Origin of the sequence: Paenibacillus xylanexedens (assembly GCF_017874615.1) — a bacterium.
In the GTDB taxonomy this organism is placed as follows: domain Bacteria; phylum Bacillota; class Bacilli; order Paenibacillales; family Paenibacillaceae; genus Paenibacillus; species Paenibacillus xylanexedens.
In genome coordinates, this window is the sequence record NZ_JAGIKV010000003.1 from 358,675 (window position 1) to 385,232 (window position 26,558).

Below are 26,558 nucleotides of genomic sequence, written 5' to 3' on the forward strand. Positions count from 1 at the left end.
GATGGATAACCAAGTCAAGCAAGCGTATGAAGCAGCCAAGGCATTGTATGCCCAGCACGGAATTGATACGGACGAAGTACTGAACAAACTCGCGGAGATCAAAGTATCCGTACACTGCTGGCAAGGCGACGATGTCAAAGGTTTTCTGAATAAAGATGGGGAGTTAACAGGGGGCATTTCCGTTACAGGTCAATATCCGGGGGCTGCCACCACACCTGCAGAACTTCGTAACGATCTGGAGCAAGCTTTTGCTCTGATTCCCGGCAAACATAAGGTCAATCTGCACGCGATCTACACGGATACAGACGAGCAGGTTGAACTGGATCAGATTGAGCCAAAGCATTATGAGAACTGGGTAAAATGGGCGAAAGAACAAGGACTCGGTCTGGACTTCAACCCAACATGTTTTTCCCATGAAAAATCAAGTGACGGGTTCACGCTCAGTCATCCAGACCCTGAAATTCGCAAGTTCTGGATTGATCACTGCAAGGCATCCCGCCGGATTGGTGCTTATTTCGGGGAACAGCTTGGTCAGACTTGTGTAACCAATGTATGGGTACCGGACGGATTCAAGGATAATCCGGTTGATCGGTTGACACCACGCAAACGTCTCAAAGAATCGCTGGATGAAGTATTCGGCGAACCACTTAACCCGGAGCACAACCTGGACGCGGTAGAGAGTAAGCTGTTTGGTCTGGGTTCGGAAGCATATGTAGTGGGTTCTCATGAATTCTATATGGGTTACGGTTTGCAAAATGATACGTTGATCTGTCTTGATGCGGGTCATTTCCATCCAACAGAGGTTATTTCCAATAAACTGTCGTCCTTGTCTTTGTTTACAAGTGGCATTCTGCTTCACGTAAGCCGCCCGATGCGCTGGGACAGTGACCATGTGGTAATCATGGACGATGAGTTGCTTGAAATTGCCCGTGAACTGGTTCGACATGATCTGCTTGCGACTACACATATTGGACTGGATTTCTTTGATGCAAGCATTAACCGTGTAGCTGCATGGGTTGTGGGAACTCGCAACACGATCAAAGCCCTTCTCCGAGCGATGCTCGAACCAGTGGATGCCTTGAAACAAGCCGAACTGGAAGGGGATTACACGTTGCGCCTTGCCTTAACGGAAGAGTTCAAATCCTATCCGTTTGGCGCAATCTGGGACTACTATTGTGCTCAGCAAGGCGTACCAGTTCGTGAAAAGTGGATCACCGATATCAAAACCTATGAACAAGACGTATTACTACAGCGTGATAAATCATTGGTGTAATCGTATTTATTTTTCGTATAAACCACTATGGAATGAAAATTCCGTGGTGGTTTTTTTGGCATAATCACGCTGAAATGCATAACTGAGGCGATTGCTTCCATACTAGGAATATAGATCCGTATCGTATACGATTGCCACGCAGAGGAGGAATAATAGAGTTGAATCTAGCCCACAACAAACTGTATATCGCTGCACTTGGCGGCGTGAATGAAATAGGGAAGAATATGTATTTCATCCAGTACCATCAGGACATCATCGTGATTGACTGTGGTTCGAAGTTTCCCGATGAGACATTGCCTGGTATTGATCTGATCATTCCGGATGTAACGTATCTGCTGGAAAATCTGGATAAAGTAAGGGGTCTTGTGGTTACTCACGGACATGAAGATCACATTGGTGGCATTCCCTATTTGTTAAAACAAATGAACATCCCGGTGTATGCATCCAGGCTCACTCGTGGGCTGATCGAACTTAAACTGAAAGAGCATGGGCTGCTGCGCAAGGCCGACTTGCATACGATCGATGCTCATTCCAGCATTACGCTGGGAGGGATCGAGGTTTCCTTTTTTGCAACCAGTCATAGTATACCGGATTGTCTTGGTATCTTTTTTCAGACCCCAGCAGGCAATGTTGTGCATACCGGAGATTTCAAATTTGATATGTCGCCTGTACATGGACCTTTCCCAGATTTGCACCGTATGGCCGAGATTGGCAAACAGGGTGTCCATATTTTGCTCTCCGAGAGTACCAATGCAGAAAGACCCGGATTTACACCTTCCGAGCGTGTTGTGGGGGATCACATTCTGGATGCCTTTATCCGTGCAAAACAAAAAGTATTTATCTCGACCTTTGCGTCGAATGTCAGTAGGGTACAGCAGATTGTGAATGCAGCATTCGAGACGGGTCGCAAACTGGCACTGTTGGGCAGAAGTATGGTGAATGTGGTATCGGTGGCCAGTGAATTGGGGTATTTGCAAGTTCCTGACGGATTGTTGATTGAAGCTATCGATTCGGATCAGTTTCCACCAGAACAAGTCGTTGTGTTATGCACCGGTAGCCAGGGAGAAGCGATGGCAGCATTGTCACGTTTGGCATCCGGTAAACATCCTCACGTAAGAATTAACGCCGGGGACACGGTCATTATTGCTGCCGGAGCCATTCCGGGCAATGAACGAAATCTTGCGCATGTAATTGATAACCTGTATGTTCTTGGAGCACGTGTGATATATGGTTCAAGTGGTGCAGCTGGGATGCATGTATCCGGACACGGCAGTCAGGAAGAACTCAAATTGATGCTTACTCTGATGAAACCGGATTATCTGATTCCGATCCACGGTGAGTTTCGCATGTTGTATCAGCACAGACTGCTTGCTGAATCCGTAGGTATAGAGCGTGATCATGTGTTTATCGTGAATAATGGGGATATGGTCCAATACAAAGACGGCATTGCTTCGCTGGGTCCCAAAATTGCGTCGGGCAACAGCCTCGTAGACGGTCTGATCATGGGTGATGTCGGCAATATTGTATTGCGTGACCGCAGGCAACTATCCTCCGATGGCATGCTGGTGATTGTGACTACACTGAGCAAAACGGAGAAACAAATGGTCACATCACCCGAGATTATCTCCAGAGGGTTTGTGTTCGTCAAGGATTCGGAAGAATTTATGCATGAGATTCATGAGCTGGTTCTGAACCGGATGGGGGAGTTGACAGGAGCTGGTGTGAATCAGTGGAATGTAATCAAAAGGAAGCTGAAAGACGAGATCGGTCACTATATTTACGCCCAAACAAAGAGAAGACCTATGATCTTGCCTATTATTATTGAAGTCTGAGACCGTAAGGAATAGGGATTCTCCTTGCCCTAATGGTCTGTGCAAACGTGTATATGGAAGTTTAACAGCCTGATGAATGTCGGATCATACTTCTGTATGAACGTCACATTGATATCGGGCTTTTGCTATTACATCGGGAATGTACAATAGACGTGCGATAAATGGAGTTGAATCAAATTCGCCATGGGTTTGCGATTCGAAGTATAATAAAAGGTAAACTATATGAATTGAACTAAACATTCACACGAGAACGTAGAGGACAGAAAGAACCTGAAGAAGCGGAGCGTGCGCCTTTATCTCCGGATGTTCACCTTTGAAAAAGTAAATCAAAACATCTGGGGATAACAGCGATCGGAAGGTTGTTCTGTCATCGGAGTGGTAAGTGTGAATATTCTTGAGTTCAATTTATATAGCTAACAGAAACAAGAGGAGTCTTTATGAATAAAACGATTTCTGATATCGCTCAGATGGCAGGTGTGGCAAAAAGCACGGTCTCTCGCTTCCTGAATGGAGGATCGGTTAGTGAGGATACACGCCAGAAGATTGAGCGTATTATCAAACAATACAATTATGTTCCCAACACATTTGCACAGAGTCTGAAGGCAAAGAAGACCAGTATCATCGGTACGGTTGTGCCACGTCTTGATTCTTTTGCAACATCACAGACATTGATCGGAATTGATGAAGAACTGCGGAGTAATCAGTATCAGATGCTGATCGCAAACACGAGTCAGGACATGCAGCGCGAGATTGATGCCATCTATGATTTTGCACGACAGAAGGTATCGGGTATTATTCTGCTGGCTGCTGAAGTGACCGAAGCACATCTGAAGGCCGTTGAGGATATACGGATTCCGGTGTTATTGGTAGGGCAGCAGCATGAGCAATTGCACAGTCTGGTTCACAATGATGATCAGGCAGGTTATGAGATGGGCAGATATGTCGTCGAACAGGGTCACCGCAAGATCGTGTATATTGGGGTTAGCGAGAAGGATCGGGCGGTAGGAATCTATCGTAAACAAGGGTTCCAGCGAGCAATCGCCGAGTGTGGTGGATGTGAAGTGAAGTATTATGAGACAAGCTTTAAGATGTCTGAAGCCATCGTTACCGCTGAAGCCATTCTGAAAGAAATCACACCAACGATCATCGTGGGGGCTACGGATAATATCGCACTGGGTGTGATGAAGATTGCATTCTCGAATAAAATCCGCATACCGCAAGATTTGTCTGTTACCGGATTTGGCGGGTATGATATTACGGAGATGATTCACCCCACGCTGACGACTGTGAAATATCATTATTTGCAGGCAGGGAAAGTAGCGGCGAATCACATTATTCGACTGGTCAAAGGCGAGTCGGTGGAGGAACGAACAACACTGGACGTAGAACTAATTCCTCGAGAAAGCGTTGACAAATTATAAAAACATCCTTTATGATAATTCCATCGAACCGGTTCCATTATGAATATCCAATACGGATATGCGAACACGGGCAGGCACTAATGCCATATGGAATTATTTTTTTGTGACCATTGGAACCGGTTCCTATATTTTGAATGGAGAACAGCTATGAAAATGACTAGAGAGCAACGTTACAGACGAATTGAGCAAGCGGAGCCTGGAGAGATTGTGAAGCTTGAAGCACAGGTATCCAAGTGTCCATGGAGACAGAGTTATCACATTCAGCCGATAACAGGTCTGCTTAATGATCCTAACGGCTTTGCATATTATCAAGGCTATTATCATCTGTTCTATCAGTGGTTTCCACTTGGGACAGAACATGGCATGAAATACTGGTATCATACCCGCTCGAAGAATCTGGTGAACTGGGAAAATGTCGGGATTGGAATCGAACCGGGTGGCAGGTATGACTCACACGGAGCTTATTCCGGCAGTGCGATTGAAAAAGACGGGAAGCTGTACTTGCTGTACACAGGCAATACGAGGGATGAGGAGTGGGTCAGACATCCGTATCAATGCCTGGCAGTTATGGATGAAAGCGGTTCAGTAACCAAACTGAATGATCCCGTGATCTCGTCTGTGCCAGACGGATACACGGAACACTTCAGAGATCCGAAGGTGTGGCAACAAGGAGACATGTATTATTGTGTAATCGGTGCGCAGAGAACAGATGAGACGGGATGTACAGTGCTGTATCGCTCAATTGATCTGAACAACTGGGAGTTTCTTGGTGAAATTCATACGCAATTAACCTCCTTTGGTTACATGTGGGAGTGCCCGGATTATATGGAGATGGACGGGAAAGGTGTACTTGTCTTTTCCCCGCAAGGCTTAGATGCAGCGGGAGATCATTATCAGAATATTTTTCAATCCGGTTATCTTATCGGTGACCCGCTCAATCTCCAGACAAGAGAGTTCAAACATGGTGAATTTCAGGAGTTGGATCGTGGATTCGACTTCTATGCGCCGCAGACCATGCAGGGCCCGGACGGAAGACGTATTCTGGTTGGTTGGATGGGACTTCCCGATCTGGAATATCCGACAGACGATAGTGGCTGGGCTCATTGCCTGACCATCCCTCGGCAATTGTCACTGAGAGACGGCAAGTTAATCCAACAACCTGTTGCAGAGATGGAGCAATTGCGCCAGCAGGATAAAGGCACACATATTCGCGCAACAATTGACAATGAGAGTCGATCTTTCACTGGTTTTAATGGAATTACCTATGAGCTGATATGTGAGATGAGCCATGTAGATGCAGAGACTGTAGGCATCGAATTCCGGGCAAATGGAACTGAGAAAACGGTTCTTCTGTATGACCAAATCCAGCAGAAAGTTGTCTTGGATCGGACCATGTCTGGTGCCGAGTTGGCTGAACAAAATGGTACGATACGGCGGTGCACGCTTACTGCGGAAGTGATTAAGTTCCATCTGTTCGTAGATTCGTCTTCCGTCGAGATCTTTGTGAACGATGGGGAAGAGGTCTTTACCAGCCGCATTTTCCCAAGCCGGAACAGCGTGGATATTCGTTTCTTTGCACACGGAGGCAAAGCTGATTTTGAAGCAACTCAATGGAATTATTAAGTATTACGTGAGAGGAATGAGATAACATGTCGGAGAATCAACGGATTGCCCAGGAAGTCATTCATGCCATCGGGGGCAAAGAGAATATCGCATCATTTGCACATTGTGCAACACGTCTTCGCATCATGGTGAAAGATAAAGAAAAGATTGATCAGAAAACGGTCGAGAATATCGAGAAGGTGAAAGGCGCCTTTTTCAACTCAGGTCAATATCAGATTATCTTTGGTACGGGAACAGTGAATCGAATTTTTGAAGAGGTTGAGAAGCTGGGCATCGAAGGAACGTCCAAGGATGATGTGAAGAGTCAGGGGAAAAAAGAAGGAAATGCTTTTCAACGGGCTATCCGCACGTTTGGTGACGTATTTGTACCCATCATTCCCGTTCTGGTAGCTACAGGACTGTTCATGGGATTGCGCGGATTACTTACCCAGAATGAAATTCTGGCGTTGTTCGGTGCAACACCTGATGATATCTCGGCCAATTTCCTGTTGTTCACTCAAATCCTGACGGATACGGCCTTTGCATTTCTGCCTGCACTTGTAGCGTGGTCTGCATTCCGCGTATTTGGCGGAAGTCCGGTACTTGGTATCGTACTGGGGCTAATGCTGGTCAGTCCTGCATTACCCAATGCTTACGCGGTGGCAGATGGATCAGCACAGCCGCTGCATATGTTCGGTTTTATACCTGTCGTGGGTTATCAGGGATCGGTTCTGCCTGCGTTCTTTGTAGGTTTGATTGGAGCCAAGTTTGAAAAGGTATTAAGAAGACGGGTGCCTGAGGCACTGGACTTAATTCTGACTCCTTTTATTACGTTAACGGTTATGATTACGCTTGGACTTTTCGCCATTGGTCCCGTATTCCATTCCCTAGAAGAGTGGGTGCTGCATGGAACAACTGCCGTATTGGATCTGCCGTTTGGAATCGCAGGTATTATCATTGGATTCTTCCATCAGATTATTGTCGTTACCGGTGTACATCACATCTTTAATTTCCTGGAGATTCAGCTACTGGAGAAAACGGGATTCAATCCGTTCAACGCCATCATTACCTGTGCCATGGCAGCACAAGGAGCCGCTTGTCTCGCAGTCGGTCTGAAGACCAAAAACATGAAACTCAAAGCACTCGCATTACCTTCGTCCTTGTCCGCATTTCTGGGCATTACCGAGCCGGCTATCTTCGGAGTTAACTTGCGTTATATGAAACCATTTATTATGGGACTGGTTGGTGGTGGTGTAGGTGGTTTCATCGCTTCCTTGTTCCATCTGCAGGGTACAGGCATGGCTGTAACGGTTATTCCCGGTACACTGCTCTATCTTAACAGCCAACTGCCGTTGTATATCTTGTCCAACGTAGTTGCCATGGCGATTGCATTTGCACTTACCTGGTTCTTCGGCTATAAGGACCAACCAGTTGCAGAGGAGTCGCTGAGCCATGACAACAGTGGAGCAACATCAGCTGAAGTTAAAGTAGAGGAATCTAATCCGCGTATTAATTCAGTTACCGAAGCCGTTACAAGCAATCGTCCTAAGGTAGATTTTCTCGAAATCGCTTCGCCAATGAACGGTACCGTCGTTGCTCTGGAGCAGGTTCCTGACCCGGCGTTCTCTGAAAAACACATGGGTGAGGGCATTGCCATTGAGCCATCAGAAGGCAAAGTGTATGCACCGTTTGATGGTGTCATTGCACATGTGATGAACAAGAGTAAACATGCGGTGATTCTGGAGCATGAGACGGGTGTACAGATGTTGGTTCATATCGGAATTAATACGGTTGGACTAAAAGGGAACGGTTTTACCGCGCATGTGAATAGCGGAGATCGTGTAACTGCAGGTCAATTGTTGATTGAATTTGACATGGATGTCATTCAGTCTGAGGGACTGCCTTTGATTACACCTGTGTTGATCCCAAGTGGAAACGAAACGATAGCAACTGTTACTGCAGCCTCAACCGGTCGTGTGCAAGCCAATGGGGAAACGGTGCTGGTAGTGAAATTCAAAGAACCTCAATAAGTGATCGTTTGAAATAGAAATGTACTGGAACATGGATGTAGAGAAATACAAATCATACAAGGCAAAGGAACTGATGTATCATCAGGTTTCCTTTGTCTTTTTGTATTACTTTTAGCCAAAGTATTAAGACATTTTGCTTTGAATCTGTGCATGTAAGCGATTAAAAAGAGATATATCTTCGATTAAGGCTCGGTTAATCAGATTTCTTTAATCGCTTATGATTGACCGAGAAATATGGAGAATAACAGAGTAAAGAGTGCATTATACAAGATATGAACAGGATTACGGTCTGGAATCAATCAGGAAGGTTCTGAATCGGATACGGTTCAATTGCGGAAAGGCAGACAGAGGACTATGATTCGCACATAACGTACTTGAGATGATATATGCAGGATCTGATGTAAAGGCGAGGTAGACAGCAATGGATGAAGCAATGATTGTTGTATCAGCAGGGCACAGTGCAGCGGGGATGAATTTTGTGGATTTATTACTGAAAAAGGGGTTAGCCTTCGTTGTGCTTGTACACAGTGAAGAGGAACGGGAACAACTTCAAACCCTTGGAGCATTTCCTGTGCGATATATTCAAGAAACGGAAGGGATGCAACAGACTCGTCCCGAATATATGGTCACCAATGCATTTGTGTTCGAGAATAATCTGCCTCAGTGTTGCCAGGATATCCAGTTGTGTCACAGCTGGTATCCGCAACATCTCTATGTCGTTTCCAGTAACAAGGCTCCAGTTGGTCTTGTATATAAAGGGCTTGGTGCGACGTATGTCATTCATAGCCAGAGTGGGAATGTTTCGTTTTTATTGTGAACGGTCATTCATAATGGATGTGGAAGGAATATCTGATTAAAAGGAAAAACGTTCTGTTCGAACCGAGGGCTCTGGACAGAACGTTTCGTGATTCCCACAGGTATAGATCAAGTGGGGAATCCTTATAACTATTATGAAGCTACGCCAACAACGCTGGTTCCATTTTTCGTGATTTTGTACGTCAGCACATCTCCGTTCCAGAAATGGAACTTAAGCGTAACTTCGCCATCATTGGTTTCATTGAAGAAGTTAGATTTCAGCTCAATCACATTACGTTCGTAATCTGGGCTAAATGTGTAGGAGAATTCTTTGAATGAAGTCCAGTTCTGTGGACCGGCGTTCTCTCCGTTTGCATATGTTGCTTCCATCGTTGCGAGCTGATTACCGTTAAACATAGTCGGAATGGCAAATGCACTGGTTGTACCTGTTGCATCGTTCAACTTAGGTGTGTCATATTTAATAATATTGAAGTTCCAGTCAGCACCTTCATTGAACCCAGCCGTGAGTGTGGCATTTACGCCCAAATCACCAGAGGCTGTCAATTTGGTTAACAGATTGGATTTTAACGTAAGTACATCTTTTTTGATCGTATAGTCTTTACCTCTGACAAGAGGAGTAGTGCCATTTTTCAACGAATTGAATTTGTTCCCATTCAGATTGAGTTTTACCTTCTTATCTTGAATGGCTTCATTTTGTTTAAGATATACGAGATCCGTTTCGGCTGTGGATGAGCGACCTGTCCAGCTGGCTTTCATGGTATCAAATAATTCCTGATCAGACCAAGTAAAGCTTGTGCGAACGAAGTGTTGTCCGTTATCCCACAACATCGTTGTCATCTGTTTTTGACGCAGATATTGTCCAACAAATTCGAAGAATTTCAGTTTTTCGCCTTGCTCAATGACACCTGTGTGCTGGTCAAAACCAAGCAAGCCATACTCACCAACGATAACCGGTATGCCTTTCGCTGTAAAAGCATTGTATACCCGCTCAAAAGTGTCGGTAACGTCCTTCTGTACTTCCTCGTTATACTTGGTGTAACCTGCGATGTTCACACTGAATGGCCAGAACCCGTAGTAGTGAACGGTTGCAATAATATTGCTGTCATTCAATTTCTGAATGGTCTTATTCAGTTCATCCAGATCAGGTTGAGCGGAAGAGGTATGCATCGTTGGAAGCACAAGTGGACGTGTCTCGTTGTTTCCACCCGAAGTTCTTACGATCTTGTGAAAAGAAGTATTCAACTCGTCCAGCATGCGGTATCCAATCGCTGCATCTGTTGTGCCGCCTTCGGAGAAACGTGGTTCGTTAACACTTTCAAACATGAGTTTATCGGATGAATCCTTGAATTTGTCCGCAATCTGAGTCCAAGCAGCGTTATAACGTGCAAGCACATTGTCATGGTCTTTCTCCATGTAACTGATCCAGCGCCAGGAATCATGGTGAAGATTGATCATGACGTAGAGATCCGCATCAAGGGCCCAGTTTACCACTTCTTGAACCCGATTCATGTAAGCGGAATCAATTGTGTAGTCGGGTGCGTCACCGATGTGGGCTTCCCAGGTTACAGGAATACGGATACTGTTGTAGCCCTCAGCTGCGATCGACTGAATTAGTTCCTTCGTAATACGTGGGTTGCCCCAGGCAGTTTCATCTTCACCAACGGCGTCCAGAGAGTTACCCAGATTCCAGCCAGGCTCCATGGCGTTTACGTAGGTCTGCATTTTGCTTGGAGCGGCTGAGGTATTGGCCTGTTCGCTGTTGTCAGTTGCAGCTGAAGCCATAGCGGAGGAGAATAGAGATAGAATCAGGGCAGTCACAAGCGTAAGAGATAGGACTGATTTGCGGTTTTTTTTCATTAATATAGTCTCCTTCGAATAGAGAATGGTTGAACGTGAATAGCGGTTAAGCAGGGTGAAAATAGAGCTCAACGCAAACAAAAATTCACTTGTTTAATACTGGGATCACCACCGATTTATGCTCTGAAAGCGTTTTCGTAATTTACTATATCATGATTTAATATTGGACAATACCTGCACAATTGGAATAAAAATCATGTGAAAATCAGTGATTGCTTTTTAATGATAATTAGATTTAAATACCCTGGGAGGGATCTAATATGAAGCTGGATGCACATCAACATTTCTGGGAATACAATGTCGTCGAGTACGGATGGATTGGCGAAGAGATGAAAACCATTCGTCAATCTTTTCTTCCGGAAGATCTTGAACCTTTATTGGTCCAATCCGGACTGGATGGATGTATTGCGGTACAAGCCAGACAATCACTGACAGAAACCGAGTGGCTTCTGCAGTTGGCAGATCGGCATGAATGTATCAAAGGTGTTGTCGGATGGGTGGACCTTTGTTCGGATGAAGTTCGGAATCAGCTTGAATTGTTCGCGTCCAATCCGTATCTGAAGGGCGTACGACATGTCATACAGGATGAACCTGATCTGAAGTATGTATTGAGAGAAGACTTTCAGCGCGGAATTTCATTGCTAAAGGAGTATGGTTTGGCCTATGATCTGTTGGTATCCAAGGAGCAACTGCCTTATGCCGTTGAACTGGTTAAGACGTTTCCTGAACAGCGATTTGTACTTGATCATCTAGCCAAACCCGACATAAAATCAGGTATACTCTCACCCTGGAAAGAAGCGCTTGAGTCATTGGCCGCACAACCAAATGCGTACTGTAAACTTTCAGGGATGGTGACGGAAGCAGACTGGGTAAATTGGACTCCAAAGGATTTTACAGCCTATCTGAATATCGCCATAGAAGCCTTTGGTGCAGAACGGTTAATGTTTGGGTCCGACTGGCCTGTGAGCAACGTTTCAGCTACGTATTCTGAAGTATACGGTCTCATTATGAGTCACATTAATACCCTACCTATATCAGATCAACAGATGATTCTTGGCGGCACATGTGCTGCGTTCTATCAAATATCGTAGTGGGCAATCCGAAGCTAAACCGGTTTCAAGAAGTTGACAACTGTTCTGATTCTTGCTAAAGTTTTATCCAATCCGCATAATCATGATCTGGGAATGTTACCGATATGGGCATAACCTGAGCTGGCTTGTTTACACGTAATCGTGTACCCAGGCTGGTTCGGGTTTTTTCTATTTTGTCTTTTTGATATTTCAGGATTTGAGCGGATAGCTGAATTACATATTTGGAAGGAGAATGATGATGATGAATTTTAAATTTCCTACAGATTTTCTATGGGGTGGAGCCATTGCTGCGAATCAGGCGGAGGGTGCGTATCTGGAAGATGGCAAAGGGCTGAGTATCGTTGACTTGCTGCCGACCGGAGAGAAACGCAGAAGCATTATGAAAGGCAATGTTCCAGCTTTTACGCCGCTCGCTACCGAGTTCTATCCTTCGCATGAAGCGATCGATTTCTATCACCGTTACCCTGAAGACATTGCTCTATTTGCAGAAATGGGATTCAAAGCACTGCGTGTCTCCATTGCCTGGGCACGGATTTTCCCGACAGGAGAAGATGCACAGCCAAATGAAGCCGGATTACAATTTTATGATAACCTGTTTGATGAATTGTTGAAGAACGGTATTGAACCTGTAGTTACATTAGCTCACTTCGATGTGCCTGTGCATCTGATCGAGAAGTATGGCAGCTGGAGAAGTCGTGAACTGGTAACGCTTTTCGAGACTTACGCTACAACGGTATTCACTCGGTACAAAGACAAGGTGAAATACTGGATGACATTTAATGAGATCAACATGCTGCTACATCTTCCGTTCCTTGGGGCGGGACTGGCGTTCAATGAGGGGGATAACATCAAGGAAATTCAATATCAGGCTGCTCACCATCAACTGGTTGCAAGTGCATTGGCAGTCAAGGCATGTCATGAGATTATTCCTGATGCCATGATTGGGTGCATGCTCGCCGCAGGAAGCTTCTATCCGTATACCTGTAATCCGGAAGATGTGTTCCAGGGTATGGAAAAAGATAGAGAGTCCTATTTCTTCATCGATGTGCAGTCACGTGGGGAATATCCGGGTTACGCCAAACGTTTCTTCAAGGATCACGAATTGAACATCGTTATGCAGCCGGGTGATGCGGAAATCTTGAAAAATCATACCGTAGATTATATCGGGTTCAGCTATTATTCAAGTCGTACAACTAGCACCGATCCGGAAGTCATCAAAAATATGACCAGTGGTAATGTATTTGGCTCGGTAGCCAATCCATATCTGGCGAAGTCCGAGTGGGGATGGACGATTGATCCCAAAGGATTCCGTATTACCGCCAATCAACTGCATGATCGTTATCAGAAGCCGCTGTTTGTTGTTGAGAATGGATTTGGTGCGAATGACGAGGTTACACCGGAAGGTGAAGTGCATGATGCGTACCGGATTGACTACTTGAAACGGCATGTAGCTGAAATGGGTGAGGCTATTCAGGATGGGGTGAACATCATCGGTTACACCAGCTGGGGACCTATTGATATTGTAAGTGCCTCCTCAGGTGAGATGAGAAAACGTTATGGCTACATTTACGTGGATCGTAATAATGAAGGTCATGGTGAGTTGACACGACTGAAGAAGAAGAGTTTTGAGTGGTACAAAAATGTGATCGAATCCAACGGAACAAACCTGGGTGACGAGTAGTCAAAAAGGTGAATTGGATTAGTTCAGACATCAAACAATCGGAAGGACCATAAATTCACGGAACTTCCGATTTTCCTCACATTGAAAGCGTTGACATATAGTCAGGTTCGCGCTATACTTGACGCAATTATATCGTTTCTGGGATTGTTACTACTCGAAGTAGGCAAAACCTAAGCACCAAAAAAAGCAGACCACCATGTCTTGTTTATTTTGTGATGCTTCAGGTTTTTTTTGTATACCCAAAAGACGATGTATAACTGCCAAGAGAGTGGAACGTGACGGGGGGATTGAAGTGAAAATAGCAAAGGTTATCAACAATAACGTCATTAGCATCTATCAGGCGGATGGAGCAGAGCTTGTAGTGATGGGACGTGGGATTGCCTTTAAGAAAAAGCCGGGGGATAAAGTAGACGAGACCCGCATCCAGAAAGTATTTGCATTGAAAAACAAACAAACATCCGATAATTTCAAAATGCTGCTGCGCGAAGTTCCGATGGAACTGATTGAAATTGTGGAAGAGATCATCACGTATGCGCGTGAGAATCTGGGTCGAAAGCTGAATGAGAACATCTATGTATCTCTTACAGATCATATTAACTTCGCCATCGAACGTTATCGGGAAGGCGTCGAAATCAAGAACGCATTAATGTGGGAGATCAAACAGTTGTACAAGTCCGAATTCGAACTGGGCTTGAGGACGTTGGAACAGATCAACACCCGTATGAATATTGAGCTTCCACCCGATGAAGCCGCTTTTATTGCCCTGCATATTGTTAACGCAGAGATGAACGAAGAAGTTATTACAACGATGAATATTACGAAGTTTATCCAGCAGATTATTAATATAGCGAAATATCATTTCAAAATGGAATTTGATGAGGACTCTCTCAGTTATTTTCGCTTTATCACACATCTGAAGTTCTTCTCCCAGCGTGTGCTCAGTGGTACGCATTACGACAACAACTATGATCATTTCTATGACATGATTAAGGAGAAACATCCAGATGCCGCAGCGTGTACGGAGAAAATTGAGTTGTTTGTAAAAAAAGAGTACAACCATGAGTTGACCAATGAAGAAAAATTGTATCTGACGGTTCATATCGAACGGGTGGTTAATCGATAATATTTAAATGTTGACAAAAATGGTTTAATTATAATAATATGTGATTAACAGGAATTGAATACGATTTAACTGGGATTGTTACTGGTTATGCAGGCAAAACCTAAGTCATGAGAAGGTCAGGACCATTGTGTCAATGTCCCCTTACTCAAGGCTTAGGTTTTTTGCGTGCAAAAAATTCGGTAAAGAGCCTGTTTGAGAAAAAGTGGGGGTGCAGATCATGAGTCAAGAGAAACTGGCCAAAGAGATTGTAGAACTGGTTGGCGGTGAGAAAAATGTGGAATCGCTGGTTCATTGTGCAACACGATTACGGTTTGTATTAAAGGACGATGCCAAGGCAGACAAAGCCAAACTGGAGAAAACAGAAGGTATCATCGCAGTCAAAGAAAATGGAGGACAGTTCCAGGTTGTTGTTGGTAACAAGGTGCCTGAAGTCTATAGTGCCATTGGACAGATCAGTAACATTCTGGACGATTCGTCAGATAAAGAAAAACCTCGCAAAGCAGCCAAAGGGCTCGGGGGTATTATCGATATCATATCCAGCATCTTTGCACCACTTCTGGGTGTTATGGCGGGAGCCGGTATTCTAAAAGGGTTATTGTTGATTGCAAGCAATATTGGATGGCTGGAAACGACAGAAACAACATATACGATCCTGTATGCAGCAGCAGATAGTCTCTTCTATTTTCTGCCTCTGTTGTTAGCGGTTACAACAGCACGTAAATTCCAGGGAAATATGTTTGTCGCGATGACGATTGCAGGAGCACTGATCTATCCGTCCATCGTCACGTTGAAATCAGAGGGAACACCAACGGATTTCTTCGGTATCCCTGTCATTTTGATGAACTATTCATCTACAGTTATTCCTATCATTTTAGCTGTCATTGTTATGAGCAAGTTGGAGAAATTCTTTAATAAAACACTTCACGATAGTGTGAAAAACTTTGTTACGCCATTGTTTTTGCTAGTGATTATGGTACCTCTGACATTGCTTGTATTCGGACCATTTGGCGTATACGTTGGTAATGGAATTGCAGCTGGACTGGTTGCCGCATTTGGATTCAGTCCATTGCTCGCAGGAGCCGTTATGGGTGCAAGCTGGCAGCTGCTCGTTATCTTCGGAATACACTGGGGTCTGATTCCGGTATTTATCAACAACGTTGCAGTGTATGGACAGGATGGCGTTAAACCCGCTGCGACAGCTTCGATCTTTGCTCAAACGGGTGCGGCTTTTGGGGTTATGCTGAAAACCAAGAACAAAAAACTGAAAACGCTGGCTGGATCATCTACGTTGACCGCATTATTCGGTATTACGGAACCGGCCATCTATGGGGTAACATTACCACTGAAACGTCCATTCATTGCAGGGGTAATCGGTGGTGCAGTTGGTGGAGCTATCATTGGTCAAGCGGGCACATTGGCATTTGCATCCGGCGCACCAGGGTTGCTGACCTTGCCAATCTTCTACGGACCAGGTGGACAAGGTTTCCCAGGATTGATTCTGGGTATCGTAGTATCCTTTGTTGTTTCGGCTGTACTGACGTACATTATGGGCTTCAAAGATCCGGTTGAAGAAGAAACAAAAACCGAACCTGCTACATCTGCCGAGCAACCTGTTCGTGCAGCGAATGCTTCGGACGAAATTGTATTTAGCCCAATCGAAGGAACGATTGTAGAATTGTCGGAAGTTCCAGATCCGGCCTTTGCATCGGGAGCAATGGGTAAAGGGATTGCGATTGAGCCAGCTGTGGGCAGAGTGGTAGCACCTTTTGACGGCACAGTTACCGTTGCATTCAAGAAAAAACATGCCTTGGCTGTTGTATCAGACACCGGTGCTGAAATATTGGTTCACGTGGGAGTTGATACCGTTAAATTGGATGGGCAACATTTTGTTTCCCATATTAAAGAAGGCGATCGGGTCCAAGCGGGAGATCTGTTGCTTGAATTCGATATAGCACAGATTAAGGCTGCTGGTTATCACACGGTAACGCCGATTATAGTAACGAATTCCGCCAACTACGAGGAAGTAATTCCACAGGCTACAGGTCAGGTTCATAGCCAGGAGCTTCTATTGAAGTTGTACAGCGGAAAGGGACTCGAATAAAATAAGAATAGATACAAATTCGATGCCTAGAGTTTTCATGGTTCCGTTGACATGGTGGAATTGGAAAATTATAATTAGATTTGTACATCTATACATGATAATGAAAGGTGGATTATTGAACATGACACATGCAATGAGACTGCGCTTCCTTCCTTTGAATCGGTAATTGAATACGTTCAAAGGCTCTGACCATTGGTTCAGAGTAAACGGGATCAGTCTGTCATTTTCAATCATCCTGACCTTAAAATAAGTGTTATACTCGCTTTCCCGTTTACGTTGAATCACAGGCCGTGGCCTGTGATTCTTTGTTTTTCTTCTGATTATCTTAATCAGTTAAATAATTAGGTAAAGGTGCTCAATACAGACTACTGGAGGTAAACGCTATGATGACGTTACTGTTCTATTGATACGAGCTGGCACGATAAGCTCGTATCGATAGAAGCGTGCTTCGCTATCGATACGAAATAAATCTTATTTCGGAGGTAGCGAATATGGAAAAGATATGTTTTGAAATAGAACAGGTTGAGATGACCTATATGGATAAAGTAATACTGAACATTGAGCGACTGGCTGTGCATCAACTGGATCGCATTGGTGTAGTAGGTGGTAATGGTCAGGGTAAAAGTACACTGTTGAAACTCATTGCGGGGCAGATCCAGCCAACAGCCGGAAAGGTAAAACGTTTTGCAGAGTTTGGTTATTTGGAACAAGTGGAACCACCCCAGTCTAACGAAAGTATCGAAGTTGACGGGGCTTTACTCAGTAAATTAGCCATACCTCAACACGATCAGCCATGGAGTGGTGGAGAACAGACCCGTCTAAAACTGGCTCAAATGTTCACTCATTATCATGAAGTACTGTTACTGGATGAACCAACAACACACCTGGATCAAGAGGGCATTACATTTTTGCTGGATGAATTGCGTTATTATTATGGGGCGCTTGTGCTGATCAGTCATGATCGTGCAGTTCTGGATGAACTGGTGACCACGATCTGGGAAATCCATCAAGGTGAGGTTCGCGTATATTCCGGCAACTATAGTGATTATCAGGCACAGAAGAGGCTGGAGCGTGAACAACAAAACCAAGCGCATGAGCAGTTTTCCAAAGAGAAAAGACGATTGGAGCTGGCCGCTCGGGAAAAGATGAAGAAAGCCGAGAAAATAACGCAGGCCGGAAGCATGTCCAAAAAAGAATCCAAGGCAAAAACAAACCGTATGGTTGAAACCAAATCCAAAGGCACCAGTCAAAAAGCGGTGCACCGCGCAGCCAAAGCGATTGAACAGCGGATGCAACAACTTCATGAGGTAAAAGCAGTGCAAGAGGATCGGCCGATGATCTTCCGTCAGCCAAAGACACTGGAGCTGCACAATCGATTTCCGATTATGGCAGATCGCCTTACACTTGAAGTGGATGGAAACATATTGTTGGAGGATGTAAGTTTTCAAATTCCATTAAAACAAAAAATAGCGATAACCGGAGCCAATGGCAGTGGGAAAAGCACATTGCTTAACCATGTTTTCCATGCTGGGGATCAGATCACGATGTCTCCAAAAGCAAAGCTCGGTTATTTTCAGCAAATGAGTTATCGTTTCACGACAAAAGAGACCGTATTACAATTCCTGAAAAATCGTTCGGAATATGAGGAATCAGAGCTCAGAAGTGCGTTGCACGCAATGCAATTCTCAGGTAATGACCTACTGAAGAATGTTGGAACATTAAGCGGAGGAGAAGCGATTCGTCTTCAATTATGTCACTTGTTTCTTGGACAATATAACATTCTATTGTTGGATGAGCCGACGAATTTTCTTGATATGCATGCATTGGAAGCGTTGGAGCGTTTTATCAAGGCCTATGAAGGGACGATTCTGTATGTATCTCATGATCAGAGGTTTGTTGAAAATACCGCGGATCAACAATTTCAGATTACAGAGCGTCAATTAATTCAGGTGTCTGTATAAATTGAACTAAAGAACACTTACACGGATCACTCCGATGACAGAACAACCTTAGAGGAAGAGAAGTAACAAAACAGCCAAAGTGATTTTGGCTGTTTTTGTTTTAGAATATGGAGGCTCCTGATCTAATAGGATATGTAGCTTCTATTAAGAATCCGCTTTTATAACCGTTGAATGCATGTTACCTGTGAGACGTTGAGGTGGGAAAACCATGCGCACGGGCGCAATGATGATGGCAGCAAATACAGCTTTGATCAGATCCCCAATTATGTAAGGATAAAACCCTTGAATCATGGCCTCAGGTATGTCCATTTTGTAAGCATAAGCAAGCCAAGGGACCCCCGAGACATACACGAGCAGTGAGCCAAATAGTTCAAATACAACAAAAGCGAGAAGGAATCCTGCTACACCTTTGATGTTGATTCGTGCAAGCAACAATCCAATTAATAATGCGGAGAACGGCCACATCATCACATATCCTCCGGTAGGTCCAAGAAGTACTGCAAGTCCTCCGGTCCCGTGCAGCAAGGGGAATCCAAGAGCGGTGAGCAGAACAACCATGGTAACACTTAGAAAACCATAGAGTGGGCCAAGTAATCCTCCGGCCAGCATGACAGCCAAAGTTTGTAATGTTATCGGTACAGGGGAGAAGCCAATGGGAATGCTTATGTAACCAAAAAGTACTAAAATTGCGGCCATAAGTGCGCTGAATACAATGCCTCGCAAAGATAATTTCATGTTTGAACAATCCTCTCCATTTTGGTAATATGATTGTTAACCAATTATATAAATGTGGTTAACGATTAGGATCGTACCACATAACAATAGAAAGGGAAAGGACTAATTTACGATGCAAGGCAACCTGCCTATAATTACATTAGAAGATGTTCGAGTGCATTATGCTTCCGAAGGTAGTCAGGTGAGAAAAGCACTGGATGGGGTCTCACTTACGCTGCACCAAGGAGAATGGATTAGTATTGTAGGGGCGAATGGCAGTGGGAAAAGCACACTTGCTGGACTACTGATCGGTTTCATTCCGCTATCGGGAGGGGTACGGGATATCTCGGATGAACTTACCGTTCGGGGTGTACTGCAGCAACCGGATGCTCAGGTACTTGGCGATACGATTGAAGAGGAGTTTCATTTTGCGCTGTCACCATTGATGGAATCTGTAGAAGAGCAATTGGAGTACAGGCAGGATGCTTTACATACCGTAGGACTTCAGTATCCCCCGGAGAAGGCTGTCTCACAATTATCCGGTGGACAGAAACAACTGCTTAATATTGCTGTAGCGCTCGCGGCCAAACCGGACATATTGATTCTGGATGAGCCAACAGCCATGCTTGATCCAGAAGCAAGAGACCGTATCGAGACCATCGTTCAGAAGATTACCCAGCGGGGTACAACGGTGATCTGGATTACACACCATCTGGAGGAAGCAACCCTGTGTGATCGAATCATTGCTATGGAGAGGGGACGTTGTGTGTACAATGGGGCGCCGGAGTCCTTTTTCTATGAAACAGAGTTGAATGAGAAGGCTACTCGGGAAAAAGTACAGCTATCTCCCTGTCAACGGTTAGGGTTGGACCCTCCTTTTACTGTAAAAACTGCGTTATTGCTCAAGCAAAAAGGTATGATGCCAGAAGCCATGCCACTGCGACCTGAGCAACTGGCCAAGGAGGTCGCACGTTGGAGATCGAGCTAACCAATATACGTATAGAAGCATCGGAATCGGGCAAACGTGCACTGCTTGAAGATGTGAGTGTACAGTTGAACAGTGGGGAAATCACCTTGCTGCTGGGCTGCACCGGTTCAGGAAAAACGACTTTACTACAGACGTTTGCTGGTCTGAGACCGCCCGATGCAGGAAGTATCACATTGGATGGCACTCCTTTCTGGAAAGAAGGAAAAGTGCCGCAGTCGATTTTATTGCAAATGGGACTATTGTTTCAATTTCCGGAACAACAACTGTTTGCCCGAAGTATTCAGCGTGAATTCACATATTCTCTGCGTCCCTATCGACTTTCAGAGAAACAGCAACAAGAGCAGATCACAAAAGCACTGAAGCAATGGGACCCGCCAGTAACCTCGGAGTTGGACCGACGTTTTCATCTGGACAGGTCGCCATTTGCTCTAAGTGGGGGAGAGAAGCGCAGGCTTGGACTTGCTCTCGGAAGTGTGACCAATCCACACTGGCTTCTGCTGGATGAGCCGAGCGCAGGGTTGGAAGCGCAAAGTGTCGGGCTTTTGCTGGATGTATTGGAGCAACATCGTCTGGCAGGTGGTGGGGGCGTGGTAGCAACCCATGATCTGGATACATTTTTGCCTTGTGCGGATCGAGTATTATTGTTGCAGGAAGGCCGTCTAATCGCCGATCTTACTCCGAGAGAACTTCACAAAAGGCCTGAACTGCTGGAGCAGACAGGGATTGGACTGCCACCATCGATGAGACTGACACAGCAGTTTAGAGCAGCGGGTCTTGAGCTGCCTTTGACCGCGATGACGCCAGAGGAGATGGCTGAAAGTATTGTTCATTCCACGTCAATTAAGGTGGGGATTCAGAACGAATTGAAAGAAGCATCAGCGACGGTAACGATGGAAGTCAAGAGCGATGTAATGAAATATGAAAAAGAAGCACTGATGCTATCGTCCATTAAAACGGAAGATGATCCAAAGCTTCTTCCGAACACCTTGACTCATTCAGGCGGATTATATGGCGTTATGGACCCGCGTCTGAGATGGATTTTGTATATTTTGCTGGTCACCGCAACTATGCTTCAACAGCGATGGCTGGGATTGACTTTAGCACTGGTGCCGGTAGTAGCAGCACTTGCCGTGCTCCCGCGTCAGACTTTGGCTGGATGTATGAAGTTAATGAAGCCATTATTATTCTTTTTCATCATATCAACGGCGTTATCTGGGACAACTCTTTCAACAGAGGGAGGAGGTCTGCACTTTGGCTTTTCCCTGATGCAGGCGGAGGGCACTTTGCTGAATGTGTATCGTTTGTTTATCGTCACATTGGCAAGCCTTTGGTTTTCGTTGACGACACCTTATGGGCGAATGGTAGAAGGGCTTAACTGGGTACTCGGTATCGGTAAAAAGATCAGGTTACCCCTAGCTTCGTTTGCTCTTGCTGTATCGTTAATCTTTCGGTTTATCCCGATGATCTGGAGTGAGTGGCAGCGATTCTCACTGATTGTACGGGCACGTGGAAAGGCAGCTTTAAGACCAAATACCGTTCGAATTCGTGACCTGGGTCCGATGGTGATTCCCTTGTTAATGGCACTGTTCCAACGTGCAGAGGATATGACCATTGCGATGGAAATGCGTAAAGTTAGAGAGCACTCTACGCTCGGAGGACGTTCATCGTTATTGGTATGGTCCAAACGTGATACCTGGATTAGCCTCGCTGGCCTCATTGTTTTTGTATTTTTAATATGGATTCGCTAATTGTGATGGCGATAATGATTGTGATGGATCCGGTAATGGATCAAAACCTAAACGCAGTGTTTTCCAAAGATCATGCATAAATGCGTTTGTCCTCGCTCACAATAAGTATACGTTGGTCATCTGAAGTGGATCAGGAGGGATAAACGATGAAAGATAAGTTTTTGCGTGAAGAACGGCAAGAATATACCGATGTGTCTACGGTGGAGTCGCAGCGAAACGATATCACACTCGAAGAATTCCCGGAGGGTCCTTACGGTTCATCGCTGTTATCCGAGTCTCTTGGGAAAAGTTCACCGTGGCGCGTGGACCAGCGGTCTGCACATCGTTTTGATTATGAAAATCATGAGCTTCACGAGGGAGACGTACGGGATTATCCAGGTCAGGATGTTTTTGACGAAACGGTTCCGGATAACGTGTCCAAGCCTCAATATACGGAAGAATCGTAATGACATATTGATATAAAGTAGAGCGTAGCCTCCGACAGGTTTTATTCTGTTCGGGGGTTATTTTCGTTGTGTTTAATGAAAACAAATCTCCTCCAATTCCACATTATGGGTTATTATGTTTGTAGCTCGAAGTAAAAATCTGGTTGATATGCGGAGGATTTGGAATGAGAGAGATCGATTATAGTCAATATTTTTGGCAGGATGATAAGATCAGATTACGTGCTTTGCGTGAAGAAGATTGGGAAGATCATTATTATAACCGCTTTGATACACCTGCCCGTCGGTTATTGGAGTGTGCAGTAGAGTTGCCGCCAACCCATGTTGAAGCGAAGAGTTTCACGGAAAACTTCTCTGATTTTTCTTTAGCCAAAGGACGGATCATGTTTACAATTGTAAATATGGATGGTGAAAATGTCGGAGGTGTGAATCTGAACAGTATTGATGAGAGGAACGGTACCTTTAGCATTGGAATTCAAATTGACAGGGATCATCGAGGAAAAGGATACGGAACCAGAGCCGTTCGAATCTTGCTGAACTATGCTTTCTTCGAGCGCAGGCTCAATAAATTTAATGATTATGTACTCCAAGGTAATGAACCTTCCGCAGCCATGATGAGAAAACTTGGATGTGTTCAGGAAGGTGTGCGTCGCCAAGTGATCTATACGGATGGAAAATACCAGGATCTGATCCTCTTTGGATTAACCAAAGATGAGTTTATGGAAAAAGAGGGCCTTGTTGGAAGTAAAGGCTAATAAGCTGAAATTAAGTGTGTAGTAGGAGGAACTATGAATCAACCCATACAAACTGATGAATTAATCATCGATTGCAAGGATATTTATTTACGTGAGTATCGACTGGAGGATTTGGAGAAACTGCAAGAAATTACGTGGCAACCTGAGGTGTATGAATTCCTACCGGGATGGAACGCTACGATTGAAGACAGGACCCTGTGGCTCACCGAATATGAAATCCCTGAGAATCAGCGTTTTAAACAAGCTGTAGTGGCGGGAGGGGATATTGGAGAGTTATATTTACGTATGGCTATCGTACTCAAAGAAAATGATGAGTTCATAGGATGGTGTTGCTCAGGGATCAAGGACGAACTGCCAGCACCCAATCGGGAGATTATGTATGGTATTTCCAAGCATTTCAGAAATCGTGGTTACACAACGCAGGCGCTCAAAGGAATGACAAATTATTTGTTTGAACATACAAACGTGGAAGTATTAAATGCCATCGCTTTGACTACCAATCAAGCATCCAATAAGGTGATACAGAAATGTGATTTTGAACGGTTAAATTTGATCGAGATCGAGGATGAACCCTATAACCATTATCAACTGTGTAAGCGCGAAGGTCATATTTAATACAATTATCTCAAGATGAATGTGTTGTCGTGATGATGTCAGGGTAAGAACATAGTCTACTGAAAAATAGCTATAACATCAGCATTTCAAATCAGGTTGGACAGTTATTGCTGGCTGCCTGATTTTTTTTCTGTTTTTATTTTATGTAAATACTAAGGAAACATTGTTAGGACGTACTATAACATAAAATGCAAAAGTTTAATCTATAGCATAAGGCTTATATTAATAATTTTCTCCGCGATAATAGCGCTCCAGTTTGTTATCCAAATGAACAAGCTGCGCTTTTTTCTCCTCTATATCATTCAGCAACTTTTGCTTTTGATCCTCAATCAGCTTGGTTCTTTCCTTCAGCGTGGAGGTTCCTTCGTTGACCTGATCATAATATTTTTTGATGTCTTCCACACTCATCCCGGTTTCGCGAAGGCATTTGATAAAAACCAGCCAGTTCAGATCATCCTCCAAATAAAGACGGTTATTCTGCTCATTTCGTGCAGCAGGTTTCAGCAGTCCCTTTCTTTCATAAAAGCGGATCGCTCCAATGGAGATTTCAACTTTTTTTGCTACTTCTCCAATCGTTAACATGTTAATCCCCCTTTTTATAAAAATAATTTGACCTACACTAAGTGTAGCATAGTAACTTATACATTGTTAAATATAAATCAAATTATGGAAAGAAGGATTTGCATGAAAAAGACTGTCTTTGTAACCGGAGCAAATAAAGGAATTGGATATGAAATCGTAAAGCAGTTGGGTGAAGCAGGTTGGAAAGTTATCCTTGGCGCACGTAGTGTTGAACGGGGTGAAAGAGCTGTTTCCGAGTTAACTTCCAGGGGATTAGATGTAGAATTTGTACAGATCGACATGTGCGACTTGAAGAGCATTGAACAGGCAGCCGATACGATTCAGAAGACTTATCCCGCAATAAACCTTTTGATCAATAACGCGGGTATGCCCGGTGCTTTCTCTCATTCATTTACGGATACTAAAGAGGAAGATCTGCGGAACGCCTTCGAAGTGAACTTTTTCGGCACCTTCCGTTTGAATCAGCGATTGTTCCCGTTAATCAAAGATAATGAAGGCACAATCATTAATGTTTCAACTGACATGGCTTCTCTGGACCATATGCAAAATGCGGAATTTACTTTAAATGCCTTCGATTATAACTCATCCAAAACGGCCAACAGTGCCATGACACTTTCGATGGCTTATGAAGTGAAAAACAGCAGGGCGCAAGTCTTTGCAATAACGCCCGGATTCACATCAACAGATCTTAATGGCAACGCCGAAGGTGGTAAATCAAAAGAAGCCGGCGCTGCGATTATCGTGCGCTATGCGACGGATGGCAAACGCCATAACGGAGAATTCCTAGATGAAAATGGCGTATACCCTTGGTAATCCTCCATTGCCAAAAGCAGCAATAGATCGGGATGAATTTTAGAGTGTGTCTTCAAGCTCAAACTCAGGTAAGCCATACGATGATGGATATGAGGGGCTAAAAAGTTTTGAGGTTCATACTGGATGATCTTGACGATTGGGTAGACGATTTTCTAACGAACTCAGAACGTCTTATTCGGCCTCTAGGTACGCTTCTTAAATTGTAAGGAACATCAGACACGCTATTTTCCGAAATCCCCTGAGAAAAACGCAGTAAACGGTTGTTTATTCTAATATAACGTGGCTCAGGTTCATTAGATCTCTGTGGACGCTCCAAATGCTTGAATAAGACGTCTCAGATTCGTTGCTATGAACGTTTTTGTCAAGCCCATCACAAAATGCTGCTTTTCGCCGAAGCCCTAAGCGCGGGAGTCCATATGCGAGCGACGGTTGGCACGCTGCTATCCGTGGGTTGGTTACCACATGGTATGCCTTCGTCAAGGAGAGCGGTTACAAGCTAGCCACGCACGTTCAGCCCCTTACAAGCCTAGTGCAAACGAATCTCGTACATTCTCTCCTGAACCTTCCATGAACTCCCGGGCCTAAGGCTTCGGGTTTTCCCTTTTTCCTTTTAAACCATCCGTCTCTTCAAGATGAAAAACAGATTACTGAGCGTTCGGTAGCTCTAATGTTCGGGCAACTGCCCAAATAAACCCGGTCAGTTCCCTGGCCACTGCGGTGACCGCGACATTTTTGTGCTTGTTCAATCCATAAACTAAACGGCGGAATTTTCGATGCAGCCTTTCCTGGGCTTTCCATGAAATAAGCTGTATGTCCGCAGGCAGACCTTCCAAACGGCGGGCCAAGTCCCCTTTAATCGCAGGCCGATGGCGGTAACTCCATGCCGATTCAATCAAGGTGCGACGCAATCGTCCATTTCCTGCTTTGGTGAGCGAGCCTCGTTGAGTACGGGCTCCAGACGAATGCTCACGTGGAACCAGACCTAAGTAAGCCATGAGCTGAGCAGGGGAACGGAATCGAGCAAAGGAACCGATCTCCGCAGCAAGCGTGACCGCTGTAAGAAACCCAATACCACGCAGAGACTGTAAAATCTGAATCAAATCGGCTTTGGA

General features: G+C 44.6%; 21 protein-coding genes. 17 read left to right on the forward strand and 4 right to left on the reverse strand.

Going from position 1 to position 26,558, the window contains the following annotated elements; translation table 11 throughout:
• Nucleotide 1: 1 nt before the first annotated feature.
• The 6 genes from rhaA to J2Z28_RS05985 all read left to right on the forward strand — a co-directional run bounded on the left by rhaA (nucleotide 2) and on the right by J2Z28_RS05985 (nucleotide 8,975).
• Nucleotides 2–1,273, forward strand: a complete 1,272-nt coding sequence (gene rhaA / locus J2Z28_RS05960; RefSeq protein ID WP_101313986.1) for an L-rhamnose isomerase — start codon at nucleotides 2–4, stop codon at nucleotides 1,271–1,273.
• Nucleotides 1,274–1,431: 158 nt separating this feature from the next.
• On the forward strand, nucleotides 1,432–3,105 hold the full coding sequence (locus tag J2Z28_RS05965; protein WP_076249490.1) for a ribonuclease J: 1,674 nt from the start codon (nucleotides 1,432–1,434) through the stop codon (nucleotides 3,103–3,105).
• A gap of 437 nt (nucleotides 3,106–3,542) precedes the next feature.
• The gene (locus J2Z28_RS05970) at nucleotides 3,543–4,526 is read left to right on the forward strand and encodes a LacI family DNA-binding transcriptional regulator (RefSeq protein WP_211081578.1); all 984 of its coding nucleotides are present in this window, start codon (nucleotides 3,543–3,545) and stop codon (nucleotides 4,524–4,526) included.
• 147 nt (nucleotides 4,527–4,673) lie between these two features.
• Nucleotides 4,674–6,149: a glycoside hydrolase family 32 protein gene (locus J2Z28_RS05975; protein WP_211081579.1), complete on the forward strand. Its 1,476-nt coding sequence runs from the start codon at nucleotides 4,674–4,676 to the stop codon at nucleotides 6,147–6,149.
• A 26-nt stretch (nucleotides 6,150–6,175) separates the two neighbouring features.
• The gene (locus J2Z28_RS05980) at nucleotides 6,176–8,158 is read left to right on the forward strand and encodes a sucrose-specific PTS transporter subunit IIBC (RefSeq protein ID WP_211081580.1); all 1,983 of its coding nucleotides are present in this window, start codon (nucleotides 6,176–6,178) and stop codon (nucleotides 8,156–8,158) included.
• A 421-nt stretch (nucleotides 8,159–8,579) separates the two neighbouring features.
• Nucleotides 8,580–8,975, forward strand: coding sequence for a hypothetical protein (locus tag J2Z28_RS05985; protein WP_074094872.1), 396 nt, complete (start codon nucleotides 8,580–8,582; stop codon nucleotides 8,973–8,975).
• Nucleotides 8,976–9,106: 131 nt separating this feature from the next.
• Here J2Z28_RS05985 and J2Z28_RS05990 read toward each other — a convergent pair whose 3' ends face one another.
• Nucleotides 9,107–10,831 (reverse strand): cellulase family glycosylhydrolase, encoded by a 1,725-nt coding sequence (locus tag J2Z28_RS05990; protein ID WP_211081581.1) that lies wholly within the window; start codon nucleotides 10,829–10,831, stop codon nucleotides 9,107–9,109.
• Nucleotides 10,832–11,091: 260 nt separating this feature from the next.
• Here J2Z28_RS05990 and J2Z28_RS05995 point away from each other — a divergent pair, with 260 nt between their 5' ends.
• From J2Z28_RS05995 to J2Z28_RS06015, 5 genes are all read left to right on the forward strand, one after another.
• On the forward strand, nucleotides 11,092–11,922 hold the full coding sequence (locus tag J2Z28_RS05995; protein ID WP_211081582.1) for an amidohydrolase family protein: 831 nt from the start codon (nucleotides 11,092–11,094) through the stop codon (nucleotides 11,920–11,922).
• Between the two features lie 238 nt (nucleotides 11,923–12,160).
• Complete coding sequence (locus J2Z28_RS06000) at nucleotides 12,161–13,603, forward strand: 6-phospho-beta-glucosidase (RefSeq protein WP_211081583.1); 1,443 nt, start codon at nucleotides 12,161–12,163, stop codon at nucleotides 13,601–13,603.
• Nucleotides 13,604–13,895: 292 nt separating this feature from the next.
• The gene (gene licT, locus J2Z28_RS06005) at nucleotides 13,896–14,726 is read left to right on the forward strand and encodes a BglG family transcription antiterminator LicT (protein WP_047842771.1); all 831 of its coding nucleotides are present in this window, start codon (nucleotides 13,896–13,898) and stop codon (nucleotides 14,724–14,726) included.
• A gap of 217 nt (nucleotides 14,727–14,943) precedes the next feature.
• Nucleotides 14,944–16,827, forward strand: coding sequence for a beta-glucoside-specific PTS transporter subunit IIABC (locus J2Z28_RS06010; protein ID WP_211081584.1), 1,884 nt, complete (start codon nucleotides 14,944–14,946; stop codon nucleotides 16,825–16,827).
• 491 nt (nucleotides 16,828–17,318) lie between these two features.
• Nucleotides 17,319–18,788 (forward strand): Msr family ABC-F type ribosomal protection protein, encoded by a 1,470-nt coding sequence (locus tag J2Z28_RS06015; RefSeq protein WP_211081585.1) that lies wholly within the window; start codon nucleotides 17,319–17,321, stop codon nucleotides 18,786–18,788.
• 144 nt (nucleotides 18,789–18,932) lie between these two features.
• Here the strand turns inward: J2Z28_RS06015 and J2Z28_RS06020 are convergent, their stop codons facing one another.
• Nucleotides 18,933–19,523, reverse strand: a complete 591-nt coding sequence (locus tag J2Z28_RS06020; RefSeq protein WP_211081586.1) for a biotin transporter BioY — start codon at nucleotides 19,521–19,523, stop codon at nucleotides 18,933–18,935.
• Between the two features lie 112 nt (nucleotides 19,524–19,635).
• Here J2Z28_RS06020 and J2Z28_RS06025 point away from each other — a divergent pair, with 112 nt between their 5' ends.
• From J2Z28_RS06025 to J2Z28_RS06045, 5 genes are all read left to right on the forward strand, one after another.
• The gene (locus tag J2Z28_RS06025; protein WP_211081587.1) at nucleotides 19,636–20,490 is read left to right on the forward strand and encodes an ATP-binding cassette domain-containing protein; all 855 of its coding nucleotides are present in this window, start codon (nucleotides 19,636–19,638) and stop codon (nucleotides 20,488–20,490) included.
• A complete protein-coding gene (locus tag J2Z28_RS06030) occupies nucleotides 20,475–22,238 on the forward strand; it encodes an ATP-binding cassette domain-containing protein (protein ID WP_211081588.1) in 1,764 nt (587 codons plus the stop codon). The genes J2Z28_RS06025 and J2Z28_RS06030 overlap by 16 nt, the downstream gene beginning before the upstream one ends.
• 146 nt (nucleotides 22,239–22,384) lie before the next feature.
• Nucleotides 22,385–22,684: a hypothetical protein gene (locus J2Z28_RS06035; RefSeq protein WP_036608432.1), complete on the forward strand. Its 300-nt coding sequence runs from the start codon at nucleotides 22,385–22,387 to the stop codon at nucleotides 22,682–22,684.
• Between the two features lie 164 nt (nucleotides 22,685–22,848).
• Nucleotides 22,849–23,436, forward strand: a complete 588-nt coding sequence (locus J2Z28_RS06040; protein ID WP_211081589.1) for a GNAT family N-acetyltransferase — start codon at nucleotides 22,849–22,851, stop codon at nucleotides 23,434–23,436.
• 33 nt (nucleotides 23,437–23,469) lie between these two features.
• A complete protein-coding gene (locus J2Z28_RS06045; RefSeq protein ID WP_211081590.1) occupies nucleotides 23,470–24,051 on the forward strand; it encodes a GNAT family N-acetyltransferase in 582 nt (193 codons plus the stop codon).
• A gap of 222 nt (nucleotides 24,052–24,273) precedes the next feature.
• Here J2Z28_RS06045 and J2Z28_RS06050 read toward each other — a convergent pair whose 3' ends face one another.
• On the reverse strand, nucleotides 24,274–24,633 hold the full coding sequence (locus tag J2Z28_RS06050; RefSeq protein ID WP_076249478.1) for a MerR family transcriptional regulator: 360 nt from the start codon (nucleotides 24,631–24,633) through the stop codon (nucleotides 24,274–24,276).
• 102 nt (nucleotides 24,634–24,735) lie between these two features.
• Between J2Z28_RS06050 and J2Z28_RS06055 the strand changes: the two genes are divergently transcribed.
• On the forward strand, nucleotides 24,736–25,446 hold the full coding sequence (locus tag J2Z28_RS06055; protein ID WP_211081591.1) for an SDR family NAD(P)-dependent oxidoreductase: 711 nt from the start codon (nucleotides 24,736–24,738) through the stop codon (nucleotides 25,444–25,446).
• Nucleotides 25,447–26,090: 644 nt separating this feature from the next.
• Here the strand turns inward: J2Z28_RS06055 and J2Z28_RS06060 are convergent.
• Nucleotides 26,091–26,558, reverse strand: a 468-nt coding sequence (locus J2Z28_RS06060; protein ID WP_211081592.1) for a transposase, incomplete at its 5' end; no start/stop codon positions are given.